The 19,300-nt window shown below is 39.3% G+C and carries 14 protein-coding genes; all 14 read left to right on the forward strand.

All coding sequences use genetic code 11. The annotated features are described in order from the left end of the window. Window positions 1-152 precede the first annotated feature (152 nt). The 14 genes from LV85_RS00005 to LV85_RS00070 all read left to right on the forward strand — a co-directional run bounded on the left by LV85_RS00005 (window position 153) and on the right by LV85_RS00070 (window position 19,296). Window positions 153-842, forward strand: coding sequence for a hypothetical protein (locus LV85_RS00005; RefSeq protein ID WP_111316137.1), 690 nt, complete (start codon window positions 153-155; stop codon window positions 840-842). Window positions 843-1,518: 676 nt separating this feature from the next. Further along, entirely contained in the window at window positions 1,519-2,739 is a 1,221-nt protein-coding gene (locus LV85_RS00010; protein WP_111316138.1) for an alpha/beta hydrolase, read from the forward strand. Between the two features lie 197 nt (window positions 2,740-2,936). Continuing rightward, window positions 2,937-3,734, forward strand: coding sequence for an SDR family NAD(P)-dependent oxidoreductase (locus tag LV85_RS00015; RefSeq protein WP_111316139.1), 798 nt, complete (start codon window positions 2,937-2,939; stop codon window positions 3,732-3,734). 192 nt (window positions 3,735-3,926) lie between these two features. Then, window positions 3,927-4,955 (forward strand): amidohydrolase family protein, encoded by a 1,029-nt coding sequence (locus LV85_RS00020; protein ID WP_111316140.1) that lies wholly within the window; start codon window positions 3,927-3,929, stop codon window positions 4,953-4,955. A gap of 164 nt (window positions 4,956-5,119) precedes the next feature. Beyond that, window positions 5,120-5,608 carry a GNAT family N-acetyltransferase gene (locus LV85_RS00025; protein WP_111316141.1) on the forward strand — a complete coding sequence of 163 codons (489 nt, stop codon included), beginning with the start codon at window positions 5,120-5,122 and terminating at the stop codon, window positions 5,606-5,608. 116 nt (window positions 5,609-5,724) lie between these two features. After that, window positions 5,725-6,291, forward strand: coding sequence for a Crp/Fnr family transcriptional regulator (locus LV85_RS00030; protein WP_170125590.1), 567 nt, complete (start codon window positions 5,725-5,727; stop codon window positions 6,289-6,291). Window positions 6,292-6,439: 148 nt separating this feature from the next. Then, complete coding sequence (locus LV85_RS00035; protein ID WP_111316143.1) at window positions 6,440-7,384, forward strand: SDR family NAD(P)-dependent oxidoreductase; 945 nt, start codon at window positions 6,440-6,442, stop codon at window positions 7,382-7,384. Window positions 7,385-7,789: 405 nt separating this feature from the next. After that, window positions 7,790-8,554 carry a DUF6577 family protein gene (locus LV85_RS00040; RefSeq protein ID WP_111316144.1) on the forward strand — a complete coding sequence of 255 codons (765 nt, stop codon included), beginning with the start codon at window positions 7,790-7,792 and terminating at the stop codon, window positions 8,552-8,554. Next, a complete protein-coding gene (locus LV85_RS00045; protein WP_111316145.1) occupies window positions 8,551-9,657 on the forward strand; it encodes a nucleotidyl transferase AbiEii/AbiGii toxin family protein in 1,107 nt (368 codons plus the stop codon). Before LV85_RS00040 ends, LV85_RS00045 begins: the two co-directional genes overlap by 4 nt. A 459-nt stretch (window positions 9,658-10,116) precedes the next feature. After that, a complete protein-coding gene (gene recQ / locus LV85_RS00050; RefSeq protein ID WP_111316146.1) occupies window positions 10,117-12,231 on the forward strand; it encodes a DNA helicase RecQ in 2,115 nt (704 codons plus the stop codon). A 383-nt stretch (window positions 12,232-12,614) separates the two neighbouring features. Beyond that, complete coding sequence (locus LV85_RS00055) at window positions 12,615-14,765, forward strand: beta-L-arabinofuranosidase domain-containing protein (protein WP_170125591.1); 2,151 nt, start codon at window positions 12,615-12,617, stop codon at window positions 14,763-14,765. Then, the gene (locus LV85_RS00060) at window positions 14,758-16,302 is read left to right on the forward strand and encodes a glycoside hydrolase family 43 protein (RefSeq protein WP_111316147.1); all 1,545 of its coding nucleotides are present in this window, start codon (window positions 14,758-14,760) and stop codon (window positions 16,300-16,302) included. The genes LV85_RS00055 and LV85_RS00060 overlap by 8 nt, the downstream gene beginning before the upstream one ends. Window positions 16,303-16,488: 186 nt before the next feature. After that, window positions 16,489-17,376 (forward strand): virulence RhuM family protein, encoded by an 888-nt coding sequence (locus tag LV85_RS00065; protein WP_317046418.1) that lies wholly within the window; start codon window positions 16,489-16,491, stop codon window positions 17,374-17,376. A 75-nt stretch (window positions 17,377-17,451) separates the two neighbouring features. Further along, entirely contained in the window at window positions 17,452-19,296 is a 1,845-nt protein-coding gene (locus LV85_RS00070) for a glycoside hydrolase family 2 protein (RefSeq protein WP_111316149.1), read from the forward strand. Window positions 19,297-19,300: the final 4 nt, after the last annotated feature.

A 19,300-nucleotide genomic window follows, 5' to 3' on the forward strand; every position in this document is an offset into this window, starting at 1 on the left:
CCGCACATAAGGGACTTTCACCCTCTGGAATAATTTGATATCTTCGATACCAGATGCCCATGCTGGGCACACACAAGGTGTATAGTGCATACCCTACGGGATACGCACCATACACAGACCGTTAGCACTCACCCTAAAAGACAAGGGCAACAATGAAGAACTTTTTTAAAAACATATTCAACAAAGAAAAAAAAGAAATAGAAAAAGTGACTGCAGAACCTCTAACAGAAAATCAGATATTAGAAATATTAGGTGACGCAATTTCTGACGTTGGATATTGGAGTTGGTGGACGACTAACTTGCCGAAAGTTATTCAAATTGAGTTTGGTGGAACACAACTTTATTTACCACCATCAAACAATTCACAACCACCTAACACCCAAATCGCAATTCAGTTTAGAAATCCCAAATCAATAAGTTTTATAACAAGAGAAGAACTTAAAATTGATAACAAAAACTGGTTTGATGACTTACATAATGACAAAATGGAACCACCAACTTGTAGTCACGGAGAATTTACTTTCACAGACCAAACCTTAATGGCACAAATTTTTAATGATGCAAAAACTATAAATACAATTCACGGCTATTCACCTAAGAACAGTTTATTTCAGACAGAAAAATATAAACTTGTCTTTTGGGCAGGTGACTATGGTTTGGCAGTCTCATCAGAAGAGATAAGACTTTTAACGAAAGACGGAGATATTGAATTAGACCAAATCCCATCAGTTCATTCTCAATGGTGGACATATTGGAGAAAATATTGGGACTTAATCAATACTAAAAATGCTTTGCCAAAAGATTACGCTTGTGAAGTAACAATACCAATAAAAAATGACTAAAAACAGAACGGACGGAAAAGAAGGGCGAAGTGCTAATCGAGTAGACGGCCTCGCCAGTTGTAACTGACGAGGTGCGCCTCTCACACCACCGTATCCCGAAAGCTTTCGGGAGGTCTCGTATACGGCGGTTCGTAAAGCAAAATGCAACGCTCTTTACACCGCTACATCTTTCCGCTACTTTTAAGATAAGGCTACGCAGAGGCTCCTTATCGAATTTTCACTTCACAATACGTTCAGTATCCACTGGATCTACCATCTAAGCACATGTTGGTTACCCAACCTTTGGACGTCAGTATGATGTGCTACCTCATCCGACTTAAATAGCCTCCGTATCCAGTTCCTGTTCGTTGGAACCAAGGTTTGCAGTCTCGCTTCCTTCAGTGCAAATCTCACGACAAACCATGCCGATAGCTATCGGCACCACTTGCTAATGCTTCGGGACGTTACCCCCGCACATAAGGGACTTTCACCCTCTGGAATAATTTGATATCTTCGATACCAGATGCCCATGCTGGGCACACACAAGGTGTATAGTGCATACCCTGCGGGATGCTACGACACAATACACGGAACGTAAGAGGCAATTATAAAAAAACGATAAGAGAATTCAGGAATTGTTATTGATGTTTTCATTTTGCCAAAAGAAATAATCGCAAACTAAAACCTTACCGAACAAATGAGAAAATCTAAAATAATAATTTCTATAATAACGTTGTTCATATCCTTCCAAGGAATAGCACAATTTAAGGAAAATGACGAAAAGCAAATAGTAATCGGGAAAGTTGAAAGCTTGTATTCTAATATACTACAAGAGCAAAGAGAAATTTGGGTACACATACCCGAAGATTTTGATAATACAAAGCAATATCCTGTTATTTACGTATTAGATGCAGCTCAAAATTTCTATGTTGTTACTGGAATGTTAAAACAACTATTACCTTGGCAAATTCCTAACTCTATTATAGTTGCTATTACAAATACAGATAGAACCAGAGATTTCACACCAACCAACGTTCCTTTTCAACGCGGACAACAATCTGAAACTTCAGGAGGTGCCAGTAATTTTATAAAGTTTATAGACGAAGAATTAAAACCATTTATAAACAACAAATACCCAACCGAAAACAACAACACAATTATTGGTCATTCTACTGGAGGTCTGTTTGTACTTTATTCATTCCTGCATCACGAAAATTCTTTTGATAATTATTTAGCAATTGACCCAAGCCTTTGGTGGGACAAAGAAAATTTGGTTAAAGAAACTCAAGAACAACTAAATAAAGGAAATCGAAAAGAAAAGTCATTATATATAGCTGTGGCTAATAGTATTGGTAAAGAAATGGATACAGTTAAAGTTAGAAAAGACAAAACAGTTCCTACTGAACAGATTAGAGCCAATTTAAAGTTTCACGACCTATTAGTGAAAAATAATAAAGAGCTTAATTTTAAATGGGAATACTTTGAGAATGAAGACCACGGAAGCATTGTTGTTCCAGCCCAGTATAATGGATTGCGGTCTATTTTCTCTTGGTTTCCATTTCCAGAAATGTGGCGTTTTAACACACCAAAAGAATATTCCGCCAAAGAATTAACAGAACCATTTAAAACCCATTATGAAAAATTGAGTATTCGAATGAAACGTGAAGTAAAACCTGATTGGGAATTACTAAATCAAATCGGGTCCTTTATGTTGGATGGGCATAATCTTCCTGAAAAAGCTTTAGCATATCTAGAATTAAATGCCGATTTCTATCCTAATGAATCAAAAAGTTTTGTCGCTTTAGGAAATTATTTTTTATCTCAAAAAAACAATTCAGAAGCAATTAAGTATTATAAAAAAGCAGTTGAAATAGATGCAAATCAAGAAGCTCAAGCTAAATTAAAGGAATTAGAATAGTAATAAATAACTGCCACTAACAACTAGAACAACTTGTATATTTCATGCTTACATTTGAACTTCAATTTAAATTTATATCTTTAAACAACTGATTTGCAACGACTGAAAATCCTGCGGATTCTAAGTCGCACAAATCATACACGAACACGTTGTTCGTCAGCTGGAATATCTAATAGTTTAACATTAAATATCTTATAATGTCAAAAACAAAAGATAAGGTAGTTTGGATAACTGGAGCTTCCTCTGGTATTGGCAAAGCGATGGCCTTTGAGTGGGTAAGATTAGGATATAAAGTGGTGCTATCTTCCAGACGCAAAGAACTATTAGAAGAGATTGCTCTTGAGATTAAGAATTCGGGTGGCGAAGCATTGGTTGTACCAGTAGATATTATGGAAGAGAAATCGATAGAAAATGCTGTTAAAAACATAATTGAGCATTGGAAACGTATAGATATTGCTGTGGCCAATGCTGGATTTGGAGTTTTTGGAAGTATTGATACGTTGACTGCAGAAGATTGGGAAAGGCAATTACAAGGTAATGTCACTGGACTAGCCTTGACAGTAAAATATACTCTACCACATTTGAAACAAAACCAGGGTCAAATTGGATTAGTTGGTAGTGTTGCAGCCTATCTTCCTAATCCTAATGTCGGAGCTTATGGAGCCTCAAAAGCTGCGGTATATTCTATTGGTCAAACCTTGCAGGTTGAATTAATGGGCACTGGTGTGAGCTGCACTACCATTCATCCTGGATTTGTGGTGTCCGAGATAGCAAGGATTGATAATGAAGGTACGTGGCATCCTGAACGACCAGACCCACGACCAGCAAATTTAATGTGGCCTACGGATAAAGCGGCAAAAGTTATGGCTAACGCAATACTCAAGAGGAAAAGAAATTATATTTTCACAACCCACGGGAGAGTTTTTGTTTGGTTGCAACGTTGGTTTCCTAGTATAATGAGAACTATTGCTTCAAAAGGCCCAAAACCAGAATAAAAAAATAAAGTGCAATCTGACTTCAACTCATGATTAAGGAAAGCCGAACTCACAATGTATAACCGCAATTATGGCGGATTCGACTAGGTCCGAATCCACTCGGAATTGCTAAAGCCAGTGCTTAACCGAAAAGTCTGCGTATATTAACCCGTAACTGACGGTTATACGAGACCCTTGGCAACAATTAAAGACATGAGACTATATTTAATTATAATCCTTTCAATAATAACTCTTAGTTGCAATAATAAAAAACAAGAGCTTAATTTACTTAGCCAAGATAGAGCCTACAATGGACCTATAATTGACATGCACATTCATGTTGATAAACCAGAAGACTTACCTCCATTCTCTTTATCCTTATGTCCTCCATTTTCCAATTTAATAGAACATTTTGACCCAATTAATGAATTTGAGGATGTGTGGAATGAAAAGTTTAATAATCCAGATTGTGAAAACCCTTTGGTTTCTCCAAAATCCTACCAAGATTATCAACAAAGAATTGAAAAACAATTAAAGCAGAATAAGGTTATTGCTGTTGCTAGTGGAGCTTTTGAGGATATTGTAAAATGGAAATTAGAATATCCAAAACAAATTATACCAAGTTTGGAATTCCGCATTGGAAGAGATAGTATTTCTCCTGAACAGATGAAAACTATTTTGATTGACAATGATATAAAAGTTATTGGAGAAATTTCTAATCAATATTTTGGGATTGCTCCAAATGACCCAAGAATGTTTCCTTATTACAAAATGGCGGAAGAATTAGATATACCTGTTGCAATTCATTTAGGAAGTGGTATTCCAGGCACTCCATATATGGGCTATCCGAAGTATGAAGCGAAATTATCTAATCCATTACTATTAGAAGACGTTTTAAAGAGATATCCCAAATTACGTGTATCAATAATGCACTATGGTGAACCCTTTATTGATGAATTGATAACAATGTTATATCACTATCCTCAAGTTTATGTTGACATTGGGGGAATCCAATGGGCATATCCTAAAGAGTATTTTTATGAATATCATCTGAAAAAAATTGTAGTTGCTGGGTTTGGAAAACGTATAATGTATGGTTCTGATATGATCATTTGGCCTGAATTAATTGAACATTCAATAAACATAATAAATGATGCTCCTTTTCTTTCTTATGAACAGAAAGCAGATATTTTTTATAATAACGCGTCTCGTTTTTTGAGGCTTAATCCAAGACAAAATTAAACAGTGCAATAATGTATATAATCCATAGCCTAACTCTTATAAGATTAAGAAAATTTACTACCTTTAATTCATGCTGATTCCTACGACTGAATTCTATTCGAATTCAGTCGCTACGGAATTATATATGAACACGTTGTATATAATTTAAAAAACGAACATCTAAATTGAATATTAGAAAAGCAATAGAAACTGATATTGACCAAGTTTGGGAAATATTTTCAAAAGTGATTGAAACTGGCGACACTTACGTATTTAATCCAAATACACCAAAAAGTGAACTAAAAAAACATTGGTTTGCTGATTATATGGAAACTTATGTGATTGAAGAAAATGGACAAATACTCGGAACATATATCATTAAACCCAATCAAATTGGTTTAGGAAACCACATTGCAAATTGCAGTTATATGGTAAACCCAAATTCTCACGGAAAAGGAATTGGAAAAAAACTTTGTGAACACTCTCTCAAAATAGCAAAGGAAAATCAATTTGAGGGAATTCAATTCAATATAGTAGTAAGTACGAATAAAGGAGCAGTTGAATTATGGAAAAAATACGGATTTGAAATAATTGGAACTACACCGAAAGGGTTTAGACACTCTAAATTAGGATTGGTTAATACTTATATTATGTACAAGGATTTAAAAGAATAAAAAACTACCTACACCGTATATATTTTATTGCTAGTTCTAGCCTTCTTACCAAAATCAATCAACCTTTTTGCCATTTGACAAATTCCGAATAAAATGCAATGACAACCTTTGTGACTATGGACAAATTAATAAACTATCTGTTGGAATTTGGGCAGCTAAATCAGCAGCAAATTGACTTGATAAAGAGAAAAGCACAGGTATTGGAGTTGAAAAAGGGCGATTACTTTTCCGAAGCAGGAAAAATACCAAACCAAGTAGCTTTCATTGAAGAAGGCATTTTACGAGTATGTTACTATAACAGCGAAGGGGATGAAATCACCAAATACTTTATTGATGAAAACAATTTTGCAGTGGACATAAACAGCTTCAATCAAAAAATCCCCTCTTCCGAATATGTTCAGGCTGTAACAGATTGTTCACTACTTGTATTTTCTTCAGAATCACTCAACGATTTATCAGCTACTATCATTCAGTGGGACGGAATAATCAATAAAATAACCGAAAAAGCATTGATTGAAAAGGTAAATAAACTAAGTCCCATGTTAGCCGAAGATGCCACAACAAGGTATCTGAGTTTTCTTGAAAAGTTTCCGGAATTAGCCAACAGAATTCCGCTTTCCTATCTCGCTTCCTATTTAGGAATCACGCAATCATCCTTAAGTAGGATTCGAAAAAGCATCTGAAATAAGCACCGAAGGCTTTCGGTACGAATTCCAAGTAACCTTTAAAATGAATTAAATTTACATGAATTCATTATTTGCCAAATGGCAAATGTTTTTGCTTTTGAAGTGCTGAGCTTTGCTTCATCATTTTAATAAAAGACAAAAAAATATGGATTCAATAATTATTACAGGAGCAACCAGTGGAATTGGCTTTGAGTGTGCTTTACAAATGGCTCAAATTGCCAAAAACGAACAAATTATCATTCCTGCCAGAAATATAAAAGCAGGAAAAGAAGTGATTGAAAAGATAAAGGACAAGACAGGTTATAAAAGCCTAAAATGCTTGGAATTGGATTTGGCTTCTTTAGAATCTATAAGAAAGTTCTCTGAATCATTTGCCAAAGAAAAAAACAATTCCATTTCTATCTTGATAAATAATGCAGGAGTACAGAATATTGGCGCCACACAATATACGGCAGATGGATTTGAGCAAACATTTGGTGTAAATCATCTCGGTTCCTTTGCCTTGACTATGCGATTGCTACCCTACATGAAAAATGAAGGGCACATAACATTCACATCTAGCGAAACACACGACCCAGCACTTAAAAAACCAATAGAACCACCTGTTTATACCAGTGTTCAAGAGCTTGCTTTCTCAAAAGAAACTTCCGAAAAACCTAACATAGTTGGACAAAGAAGGTATTCTACTTCAAAATTGTGTAACATAATGACCGCTTATGAATTGCAAGAGCGATTAAAAAATACAAATATTAGGGTAAATGCCTATGACCCAGGAATGACACCAGGAACAGGACTAGCTAAAACTTATTCACCTGTTATGCGATTTTTATGGAAAAACGTATTCCCTGTTATGACCCTATTAAAAAGCAACATACATACACCAGCTCAAGCAGGAAGAAATTTAGCAAACCTTGCGTATTCTGAGAAGTACAAAGACTTAAAGGGAATTTATTTCTCGGATGGGAAAGTTGTTAAAACATCTGTTGATTCTTATAACAGGATTTTTCAAAAAAGCCTGTGGAATGGTAGCCTCGAACTAACAAAAACCACATTTAATAAAGAAACTTCTGAAAAAAATGGCAGCAGGTAGTCGAGTAGACGGCCGTGAGCCATAAGCCCAGGGTATTTCACCCGTTGGAACGACCATCTTTTTGGTCTATATTCACCATTCAAGGCACACACAAACACTAAAATGAATATGCGAACTGAGCCTTTTGATATGACAGGTCAAACCCGAAATCACTGTGCTTCTAGCAACTGGGGCGCATACTCATTTTAGTTGGGCGTGTGTATGCCATGCGAAAAAGAAAAGCCATCGCTCATTTGACACATCTATTAAGCCACAGAGGCCAACCCACAAACCAAGCTTTGCAAAAGAGCCAAATCTCTGGCCCTCCTAGAATTCCAATATTTGCCAGTATTCTGATTTACTGGCGTTTTTTTGATTTCCAATATTAGCCAGAATTTTGTAGTTTTGGTAAAAATTGGAATTGAAATGCCAAAGATCATAGAGGATAGGTTGATTGAAGAATTTAAGGACAGGGAGTATTTTACCCGAGAAGACCTCTTAGAATTCTATCGTTATTTTGAACCTGACCTGAAAGAGGGAACCTTTGGCTGGAGAATCTACGACCTCAAAGACAAAAACATAATAAGAACACTCAAGAGAGGGCTCTATGTTATTTCATACAAACCCAAGTATAAGCCCGAAATATCGCCAGAGCTTATTAAGATCACAAAGCGAATCACAGACAAATTTGAGGACGCCAAACACTGCATTTGGGAAACAGAATGGCTTAACGAGTTTTCACAACACCAATCCAGCAGACGAATTATCCTGATTGAAATAGAAAAGGATTTCATTGAGTCCCTGTATTACGAATTAAAGGACTCGTCAAGAAACGAGCTTTACCTCAACCCTGATGATAAAGCTTACGATTTTTATATCGCTGAAAGTGACAATCCGGTGATTATTAAAAAATTGATTACGCGCTCCCCTATTGCCAGAAGATCAGAGAAAAGGGTGAAGTTTTATACTCCACTACTTGAGAAAATCTTGGTGGATCTGTTTGCAGAAGATAGGCTTTTCTATTACCTGCAAGGTTCTGAATTGATGCACATCTACGAAAATGCCATTAGCAACTATGCCATCAATTTCACCAAGCTCTTCAGCTACGCAAAAAGAAGGGAAAGAGACCAAGACATTAAGCAGTTCATGACGAACCACATGTACCACCTCGTAAAAGACATTATTGAATGATAAAGGCACATTGCTTTACTGATGAATGGTTAGAGCGTTTTAAGAAACAAAAAGACCACAAACGAATTGACAAAATCATTTTGGAAAAGATGATTTACGCTTTGCATTTGCTGGAGCGGTTGAAAAACAATGGACTTGATTTTGTTTTCAAAGGAGGTACCAGTTTGGTGCTTTTATTAGAAACAGGAAACCGATTCTCCATTGATATCGACATAATCAGCAAACCTGACCAGAAAGAACTGGAGGGTATTTTGCAAAAGGTTATAGACTCTTCCAATTTCACGAGTGTTGAACTTGACGAACATCGGAGTTACAAACCAGGAGTACCAAAAGCACACTACAAATTCAAATTTGATTCTGGCAAACAAGGTTCTGGTACCATACTATTAGATGTTCTACTCGAAGATTCAATTTATCCGGATGTGGTCGAAAAACCTGTGATAACCAAATGGATCGAAACAGAAGATGAGACTATGGTCACCATGCCATCTATTGATTCAATCACAGGAGATAAATTAACAGCATTTGCTCCAAACACCATTGGCATCCCTTACTTCAAGGGTAAAGACCAACAACCGTTCTCCATGGAGATTTGTAAACAGCTCTTCGATCTGAGCAAACTCTTCGAGAACATTCAAAACATGGAAGTGGTAGCGGCTAGTTTCCAGGTATTTGCTGAACATGAAATTGCTTACCGGAAAAATGGAAACCCAGAAGCAAAACTCACTCCGGAAATGGTACTGCAGGACACGATTGATACTTGCATAATCCTGGCCAAGCGTCATGGTGGCAATGATGATGAAAAGGCAAAATTCAAGGAATTGCAAAAAGGGATAATCGCTTTTGGTACCGGTTTTCTAATGGAAGAAAACTTTAGAATTGATGATGCGGTACCGGCATCGGCCCGAATTGCATACCTGGTAGCAAAAATCAAGGTGAATGATCTTTCCCCGATTATATATTATGAAGGCCAGGATATTAAAGGTATGACGATTGAAGATCAGGATTGGAATTTTCTGAATAGGTTAAAAAAACAGCCTGATAAATCTTCCTTCTTCTATTGGTTCAAAGCGGTTGAACTTTTGACAACCAAAAAACAATAGCTATGGGAATGAATGAGCTAGCTATGGCTTTGAAAGGAGACTCATTCAACTTGAGGGAATTTCACGAGCAATTCTTAAGCTATGGTATTGTACATGTAAAGCATATACCTGAGTTGATGATAAAAGAGTAAAGGTATTTAGGAAGGAAATATCCTTATTGGAATTATGAAAGTAACCCAAATACATACTTTTGGCATCTCGGCAAGCCTTTGGAGAGAATTTGGGTAACATTATACTAGGTAACCTGGCTGTATCCAAAATTCAAGGATACACAAAACGGTGCTGAGAGGGTCAGCTTGAGCGCCTGCCTGTCCGCTAAGCAGGAAGTCGAAGGCCCTGCACACTAGTAAGTAAAACTGGGCTCCTCGATTAAAGGTGTTAATCAATTCAGGACAATTGTAAAGACTACAGGCAAGGTAGCATATAATCATTAAAACGAGTAAAATCAAAACGCTGAGCATGGCGCAGAATCCACAATCGATATTAAAGAATGTCTTTGGTTACGATGCATTTCGCCCTTTACAAAAGGAAATAATAGACCGCACCTTAGAAGGAAAAGACAGCTTTGTGCTAATGCCAACCGGCGGTGGAAAATCGATGTGCTTTCAGATTCCCGCTTTGTGCCTGGAGGGCATTACAATTGTGGTTTCACCTCTTATTTCCTTGATGAAGGATCAGGTACAGGCCTTGCAATCCAACGGAATTAAAGCTGATTTCTTCAACAGTTCTATTTCTCCAGAAGAAGAAAAAGCGGTGATTGAACGGGCTAGAGAGGGTAAGATAAAGTTGCTGTATTTATCCCCTGAGAAATTGATTTCGGTAAGCAGAACTTGGTTGAACCTGCTGAACATAAAATTAGTGGCGATCGATGAAGCGCACTGTGTGAGTATGTGGGGCCACGACTTTAGACCTGAATATACACAGCTCAAGGTCTTTCGAAATTCCTTGCCTGAGGTTCCATTTATGGCACTTACGGCTACCGCAGATAAATCTGCAAGGGCGGATATTGAGAAACAGTTGGGACTGAGAGAATCCAAGTTATTTATCTCTTCGTTTGATCGAAAAAACCTGAGTATAGAGGTTCGCGGACAAGTACCCAAAAAGAAAAAGCTGGAAGAAATCGGGCGATTTGTAGATCGGAAAAAAAATGAAAGTGGCATCATTTACTGTCTGAGTAGAAAGAATACCGAGGAGGTGGCCAATTACTTACTAGCTGAAGGGCATTCGGTGGCGTTTTACCATGCAGGTATGAGTGCTGAGGAAAGAGAACGTGTGCAAACCGAATTCATACTTGACGATACCAAGATTATCGTAGCCACTATTGCCTTTGGGATGGGCATTGACAAATCGAACGTGCGCTGGGTAATTCATTACAATTTACCCAAAAACTTAGAGGGCTATTACCAAGAAATTGGTAGGGCTGGCCGTGATGGATTACCATCCGAAACGCGCTTGTATTACAATATGGCAGATTTTGTGATGTACAGTCAATTTGCCGATGATGGGGCAAATTCCAGTATGCAAAAAGAAAAGCTAAACCGCATGTTGCAATTTGCGGAAGCCAAGTCTTGTCGTAGAAAAATACTGCTCTCTTACTTTGGCGAACACCTCAGTAAAGATTGTGGCAATTGCGATGTCTGTGACAATCCGCCTAAAGATTTTGACGGCACTATCTTGGCTCAAAAAGCACTTTCAGGCATAGCCCGCATGCAAGAAAAAGAAGGGATAAGCATGTTGATCAATGTGCTGAGAGGCTCTAACAATGCCGAGGTTTACGAGGCTGGTTATACCCAACTTAAAACCTATGGCGTGGGCAAAGACCTCAGCTTTTATGATTGGCGAGATTACATTATTCAATTGGCCAATCAAGGGTTGATTGAGATTATGTACAGCGAAGGTTCGGCTTTGAAGATTTCACCCATTGGCTGGAAAGTACTGAAAGGCGAACAACCCATAAAACTAACTTTCCCAGTAACAGCGGAGGAGAAAAAAAGTCGCAAGCCCAAGGTACTGAGAAGTACAGAAGAAGGAGAAGTCAACAGCGATATACTTACGGAATTAAAGAAGTTGCGGTATTCTATTTCACGCGAAGAAAATGTGCCGGCTTACATTATTTTCAATGATAAATCTTTGAAAGCTATGGCCATAGAATTGCCTGTTACTGAAAATGCATTTTTGGCTATTTCTGGTGTTGGAATGAACAAAATGCAAAAATATGGTGCAGAATTTATTGAGGTAATTAAAAAGTATAAATCCGTAGCTCGTCCCAAAAAGGGATCCACCACGCTAGATACCTTTGCACTGTATAAAGAAGGTCTTACGCCAAAAGAAATTGCAGCAAAAAGAAACATACAAGTCACGACAGTCTACTCGCATTTATCACAGTTGTACACTGCAGGTAAGAATGTTGAATTAGAAAAAATGGTAGACAAGGAGGTGGTAGATAAAGTACGAGATGCTTTTAACGAACTGGATAGAGCCATATCTCTGAAACCAATTTATGAAAAGCTAGGGGAAAGCGTTTCTTATGGCGAGATACGCATGAGCTTGACCATTATTTTGAAGAATGAGTAATGCTTGGACTGTCCGATTTGGATAATAGATATGTCAAGCTATTACTCATATTAAACCTGAAAATGGTAAATCCTTCATTTCAGATTTTTCACAAAAGTTGATTTACTTGGAATTCATAACCCATAGCTACTTCAAAATGCCTTTAGGTATACAGCTGAATAAGAAGGATACCAATTTTTTAACTGATTGAAGGATTGATATAGATATAGGGGGCTTTTTAGATTATCATTATTACCTTGGTAATCAGAGTCAATATATTTAATTAACATATCCCAAACCTATTATGAGAAATACATACACTAGAAATACTACGAAGATCAAACCAAGTTTAAAACAAAGTGTTGCAATTTCGGGGACATTCGTAATCCCAAAACCTGCTAAAAATGCTAAAAAACCGCTTTAAATCAACGCTAGCACTGGTTATTTGTGCTGGGCTGATTTCTTGTAGCCCTGGAAATAATTCCAATAAATCGGTCACTATAGTAGATCGAATCCCCACAGAAAATACTAATGAATTCTATATAAGCAATCGGGCGCCTTTGGCGCCCAGTGCGCTGATCAAGCTTCCTGTAGGTGCGGTGAAACCTGAAGGATTTCTCAAGGAATACCTGATTCGCCAGAAAAATGGCTTGACCGGAAATCTCGGCGAAATCTCAGCTTGGCTTCAGAAGGATAACAATGCCTGGCTTTCCAAGGATGGAACGGGAGAATGGGGCTGGGAAGAGGTTCCTTACTGGCTAAAAGGATATGCCAATATCGGCTACATCATGGAGGATCAGCCGATGATCGACGAGTCCATGATCTGGCTAGAAGCTGTACTTACCAGTCAGCGGGAAAATGGTGACTTTGGCCCCCAGGTCATGGATGGTGATCATCCTGATTTCTGGGCAAAGATGATCATGCTTTATTGTTTGCAGTCCTATTACGAGCATTCTCAGGATGAGCGGGTGATCGCTTTGATGACCAATTATTTCAAGTACGAACTGACTGTTCCTGATGAGGAATTCCTGGAAGGATACTGGCAGAGACTGCGTGGAGGAGACAATCTACACAGCGTGTTATGGCTTTACAACCGTACAGGAGACGAATTTTTATTGGAACTGGCAGAGAAAGTTCATCGAAATACTTCTGACTGGGGAGGTAGAGATTTGCCAATAGAGCAGGTAAAAAATTACTATGAAGTGCGTGATGGCGGTGAAGTTCCAGACTGGTATCGTGATCAGGTAGATTGGCACAATGTCAATCATGCGCAGGCTTTTCGTGAGCCAGCTCAGTATTACTTGCTGACCAAAAATGAGAAAGACCTTCAAGCTACTTACGAAAACTTTAAAATCATCCGGGAGCATTTCGGTCAGGTTCCTGGTGGGATGTTTGGATCGGATGAAAATGCCAGACCTGGCTATGCTGATCCTCGCCAAGGAGTAGAAACCTGCGGAATGGTCGAGCAGATGAATTCAGATGAGCATTTGCTGAGAATCACTGGTGATCCATTCTGGGCAGATCATGCCGAGGAAGTTGCCTTCAATACTTATCCAGCAGCTGTGATGCCTGATTTCAAATCCCTGCATTACATCACTTCGCCGAATATGGCTTTGCTGGATGCAGAAAACCATTCACCGGGAATCGCCAACTCAGGCCCTTTTCTGATGATGAATCCCTTTAGCTCTCGATGCTGTCAGCATAATCATGCGCAGGGATGGCCTTATTTCATAGAAAATCTCTGGATGGCAACTCCAGACAATGGCGTAGTGGCGGCAATGTACGGAGCGAGCAAGTTGACGGTGAAAGTCGGAGATGGCACTGAAGTGAATATCGAGGAAACCACGCATTATCCATTTGAAGAAGAAATCAAGTTTGCGATAAGCACAGAAAAAGCAGTTGAATTTCCGCTTTACCTGCGTATTCCTGCTTGGGCAAAAGGAGCTTCCATCTCTGTGAATGGAGAGGTGCTGAAAGACAATATTTCCGGAATAGGCTATGCGAAGATCAGCAGAACTTGGGCAAATGGAGATCAGGTAGCTCTGATGCTTCCAATGGAAATCCAGACTAAAATCTGGGAGAAAAATAGCAATAGCCTTAGTGTGAGCAGAGGCCCTCTAACTTATTCACTGAAGATTAGAGAGAAGTACTTCAAAAAAGAAAGCGACCAGACTGCACAGTGGGACTCCAAATGGCAGAAAGGTGCTGATACTAAAAAGTGGCCTTCCTGGGAAATTCATCCGGTGACGGATTGGAACTACAGTTTGGTGGTGGACGAAAATGATCCCGCTTCCTCATTTGAAGTGATGAAAGGCCATTGGCCTAAGTCAGATTTCCCGTTCTCTCTTGAAGAAGTTCCGATTAAAATCGTAGGCAAAGCTCGTCAGATTCCTGAATGGCAATTGGATCAATACGGATTGGTAGGAGAGTTGAAAGACCTACCAAAGACTTCCGATCAGCCGGTCGTGGATGTGACGCTGGTGCCAATGGGTGCTGCGAGATTGAGAATCACCGCTTTTCCTCAGTTAGAAAATAACCCAAAGACCAATGAATAGTCTACTCAGTTTGCGAAAAATAATTACCGCAGTTTTCATTATTGTTGGCTTTTGCAGCATGAGTTTAGCACAAAGTATCAAAGTTGACAATCCTGTTTTGGCGGGCGATCGACCAGATCCATCGGTGATCAGAATCGACAAATATTTCTATGCCTCTGCCACTTCCAATGAGTGGGCACCACTTTTCCCCATTTTCAGATCAGAGGATTTGGTCAACTGGGAATTGGTGAATTATGTATTTCCTGATGGAGCACCAGATTGGGCAAAAAATAACTTTTGGGCACCAGAGCTTTCTTATGACTATGGGCAAGGCGTGCTTTATGTCTATTACACTGCAAGGGATAAGGAGAGCAATCGACTTTCTGTGGCTGTAGCAAGTGCTAGTTCTCCCCTTGGCAAATTCAAAGATCATGGCCCTTTGGTAGCACAGGAATATGGCTCTATCGATGCCTTTGAAACAAGAGATGAAAATGGAAGAAACTATGTCTTATGGAAGGAGGATGGCAATAGCAAGGGACAAAAAACTCCGATTTGGGCTCAGGAGATTGATTATGATCGGAAAAATCTGATTGGAGAGAAACACGAGCTTTTTCATAATGATCAGCCTTGGGAAGGCGGATTGGTAGAAGGCGTAGCAATTTTCCAGAAAAATGGCTATTTCTATGCGACCTATTCGGCACGGGGCTGCTGTGAAATTAGCTGTGATTATGTCACTGGGGTAGCGCGAAGCAAAACGCTTTTAGGCCCATGGGAAAAGTATGATATGAATCCGGTTTTGAAAGATAATGCTAACTGGAAGTGCGCAGGGCATGGAACCGTTGTGGAAAAAGACGGAGACTTGTGGATGCTTTATCATGCTTACAATACTGAAGGTAGCGTGTACGTGGGTCGGCAGGGAGTCTTGGAGAAAATCGAATGGACTGAGGACAACTGGCCTGTTTTGGCAAATAATGCCGGCTATGAGCGTAGCAAAAAGTCACTTGAATTTACTGATGATTTCAAGGAGAGACTAGATCCCGTATGGCAATGGCGAGTAACTCAGGATATACAATACGAAACGGGCCAAGACGGGCTCAAACTTCAGGCTTCTGAAGAGAATGAAATGCTCGGTACGCTATTGGTGCAAGGAACTAAATCATTGGATTATCAATACGAAGCTACAGTAATACCTGATTCAAAGGCGGCGGCTGGATTGGCGGTGATTGGTGCTGCAAATAATGGGTTCGGTGCGCCGCCTGCAGGAATGGGTATTTCTGTGAAAGGAAATCAGCTGATACTTTGGGAGACTATCAACCAAAAGACAAGAGAAATTGCAACACAGACAATACCAAAAAGCAAAGAAGTGAAGCTGATATTAAGTATGCAAGATGGCTATAAAATGACGACTTCAGCTATCGTGAATGGAAAGACTATTCAGGTTGGTGAGTCTCAAGATGTAAAGCATTTGGTACCTTGGGGAATGGGATTCCGACTTGGATTGGTGGCAAAAGGATCGACAGATTCCTATGCGTATTTTAAGGAAGTGAAGATTTATTAGAAGTAGCAAGTAATTAGTAGCAGGTATCAAGTATCAAGATGCAGTTTTCCATCGAGTATGTTATAGTAAACGGTGATTCAGACAATGAGTGATGTAAATAATTTTCTGCTTTATACAGCCCCCTCCGGTGAAGTTCGGGTACAAGTTTTTCTGAAGGACGAGAGTCTTTGGTTAACCCAAAAGGCTATGAGTGATTTGTTTGGTGTAAATATACCTGCGATAAGTAAGCACCTAAGCAACATTTTTGAAGAAGGTGAACTTCAAGAGAATTCAGTTATTTCCATTTTGGAAACAACTGCTTCTGACGGCAAAAATTACAAAACAAAATTCTACAATCTGGACGCTATTATCTCGGTAGGTTACCGTGTAAACTCATCAAAAGCTACTCAATTTAGAATCTGGGCCACACAGACTTTGAAAGAGTACATCATCAAAGGTTTTGTGATGGATGATGAGCGCCTAAAACAAGGAACCAACAGCTTTGGTAAGGACTACTTCAAGGAATTACTGCAGAGGATTCGTTCCATACGTGCTAGCGAACGTAGAATCTACCAACAGGTGACCGATATTTTTGCCGAATGTAGCATTGACTATGATCCTAAATCGGAAATCACCAAGGAATTCTATGCCATGGTGCAGAATAAGTTTCACTTTGCTATTACAGGTAAAACCGCAGCTGAAATCATTCATCTTTCTGCCGATTCGAAGAAAGAAAAAATGGGACTCACCACCTGGAAAAATAGCCCAGATGGAAGGGTTCTAAAATCCGATGTCATTGTTGCCAAAAACTATCTTCAAGAAAAGGAAATCCTACAATTGGAGAGAACAGTAACTGGCTACTTTGACTACATAGAAGGCCTGATAGAAAGAGAAAATACGTTTACCATGGAAGGATTAGCCGAAAGTGTAAACAAGTTTCTAGCTTTTAACGAATACAAAGTACTTATCGGCAAAGGGCGCATCTCTAAGTTACAAGCGGACAAAAAAGCTGTAAATGAATACGATAACTTTAATAAGACACAGAAAATCATTTCTGATTTTGATAAGGAAATTAAAAAATTAAAAAAGAAGTAATAGAGTTGTGCCTTGTCTAAAAACACAATTCACTTCAATCAGGAAATCGAATAATTCAATAAACCTCTTATCCCTATGAAGAATACTATTCTCATCGGAGCCTGCCTACTTTTTGCGCAGCAGCTAGTGAAAGCCCAAAGCTCCTCCTACAAACCCGTAGAAGGTAAAATCATGACTGAATGGGCTGCTCAGGTGACTCCTGAAAATGTGCATCGGGAATATCCAAGACCACAGATGACTCGTGAGAACTGGGTGAATCTGAATGGGCTTTGGAACTATGCGATCAGGTCAAAAGGCCAAGCTGTTCCGACAAGCTATGATGGAGAAATCCTCGTTCCTTTTGCCGTGGAATCTGCGCTTTCGGGTGTCGGGAAAACTGTAGGCAAAGACAATGAATTGTGGTACAACACAACTTTTTCCACACCAAAGAAATCAAGGAATGACAAAGTCATATTGCATTTCGGTGCGTCTGACTGGGAAACTGAAGTTTTTGTCAATGGTCAAAGCGTAGGAAAACACAAAGGTGGTTATGATCCTTTTGACTTTGATATCACTGATCACCTAAAGTCTGGTAAATCGCAGAGTCTGCAAGTGCGGGTCTGGGATCCCAGTGATGAGGGTCCTCAGCCACGTGGCAAGCAGGTAAATAATCCACATGGTATTTGGTACACTCCGGTGACTGGAATTTGGCAGACAGTATGGTTAGAGACTGTTCCCGAAGTATATATTTCCGGCTTAAGAAATGCGTCTGACATTAAGAGTAAGCGGATTTTGGTTACACCAGAAGTTGCTGGGATTGTGGATGGTCAGCAAGTGAAAGTATCTGCTTGGAAGGATGGAAACATGATCGCAGAGCAAACGGTGAATCCAGCTGAGATGGCAAAATTGACTATTAAAGACGCTGAACTTTGGGCTCCTGGAAATCCTGTTTTATATGATTTGAAAGTAGAATTACTTGATGGAAAGAAGGTAGTCGATGCGGTGGGAAGCTATGCGGCATTGAGAGAAATCAGCATGGCTGCAGACGAAAACGGCATTCAGCGAATGATGCTAAATGGTGAGTTTTTGTTCCAATATGGCCCACTTGATCAAGGTTGGTTTCCAGATGGTTTGTACACTGCGCCAAGCCACGAAGCCCTAGTTTTTGATATTCAGAAAACTCAGGACATGGGTTTCAATATGATCAGAAAGCATGTGAAAGTGGAGCCTGCAACTTGGTATCATGCCTGTGATAAGATGGGGATGCTCGTGTGGCAAGATATGCCAAGTGGTGATATGGGAAATGGTTGGGAGATGAAGGTCGGTGTTTTGGGTAACCAATCAGATCGAGATAGAACACCTGAATCTGAAGCGATTTTCAGAGAGGAGTGGAAAGAAGTCATGGATGATTTCTACAATTTTCCTTCGATTGTAGTTTGGGTGCCATTTAACGAAGCTTGGGGTCAATTTAAAACCAAAGAGATCACTGAATGGACGATGACTCATGATCCATCGAGATTGGTGAATAGCGCAAGTGGAGGAAACTTCGAAATGGAAGGGACTAAGATCACTGGCGACATCATCGACTTGCATAATTACCCTGATGCAAAAATGCCTGATCCTGAAATTTTCGGTAAAGATAATATCCTGGTGTTGGGTGAGTATGGAGGTTTAGGACTTCCGGTGGATGGTCACGTTTGGCAGCAAAAGGACAATTGGGGCTATCAGAGTTTTAAAAATCAGGATGAGCTCTATGCGCGCTATGCTGGATTAATTGAGCATTTGGGAAAATTGGTGGAGGCAGGACTTTCAGCAGCTATTTACACGCAGACCACAGATGTGGAAGTGGAGACAAATGGCTTGATGACCTATGATAGAAAGGTGATCAAATTCGATGTGTCGAAGATGAAGAGCTTACATTCGCCACTTTATAATAAATGAGATT

The sequence above is a fragment of the Algoriphagus chordae genome, from assembly GCF_003254055.1.
Classification (GTDB): Bacteria; Bacteroidota; Bacteroidia; order Cytophagales; family Cyclobacteriaceae; genus Algoriphagus; species Algoriphagus chordae.

Coding starts and splice junctions, on each gene's coding strand:
- LV85_RS00005 (WP_111316137.1), top strand. CDS start 153: ATGAAGAACTTTTTTAAAAACATATTCAACAAAGAAAAAAAAGAAATA.
- LV85_RS00010 (WP_111316138.1), top strand. CDS start 1,519: ATGAGAAAATCTAAAATAATAATTTCTATAATAACGTTGTTCATATCC.
- LV85_RS00015 (WP_111316139.1), top strand. CDS start 2,937: ATGTCAAAAACAAAAGATAAGGTAGTTTGGATAACTGGAGCTTCCTCT.
- LV85_RS00020 (WP_111316140.1), top strand. CDS start 3,927: ATGAGACTATATTTAATTATAATCCTTTCAATAATAACTCTTAGTTGC.
- LV85_RS00030 (WP_170125590.1), top strand. CDS start 5,725: ATGGACAAATTAATAAACTATCTGTTGGAATTTGGGCAGCTAAATCAG.
- LV85_RS00035 (WP_111316143.1), top strand. CDS start 6,440: ATGGATTCAATAATTATTACAGGAGCAACCAGTGGAATTGGCTTTGAG.
- LV85_RS00040 (WP_111316144.1), top strand. CDS start 7,790: ATGCCAAAGATCATAGAGGATAGGTTGATTGAAGAATTTAAGGACAGG.
- LV85_RS00045 (WP_111316145.1), top strand. CDS start 8,551: ATGATAAAGGCACATTGCTTTACTGATGAATGGTTAGAGCGTTTTAAG.
- recQ (WP_111316146.1), top strand. CDS start 10,117: ATGGCGCAGAATCCACAATCGATATTAAAGAATGTCTTTGGTTACGAT.
- LV85_RS00055 (WP_170125591.1), top strand. CDS start 12,615: ATGCTAAAAAACCGCTTTAAATCAACGCTAGCACTGGTTATTTGTGCT.
- LV85_RS00060 (WP_111316147.1), top strand. CDS start 14,758: ATGAATAGTCTACTCAGTTTGCGAAAAATAATTACCGCAGTTTTCATT.
- LV85_RS00065 (WP_317046418.1), top strand. CDS start 16,489: ATGAGTGATTTGTTTGGTGTAAATATACCTGCGATAAGTAAGCACCTA.
- LV85_RS00070 (WP_111316149.1), top strand. CDS start 17,452: ATGAAGAATACTATTCTCATCGGAGCCTGCCTACTTTTTGCGCAGCAG.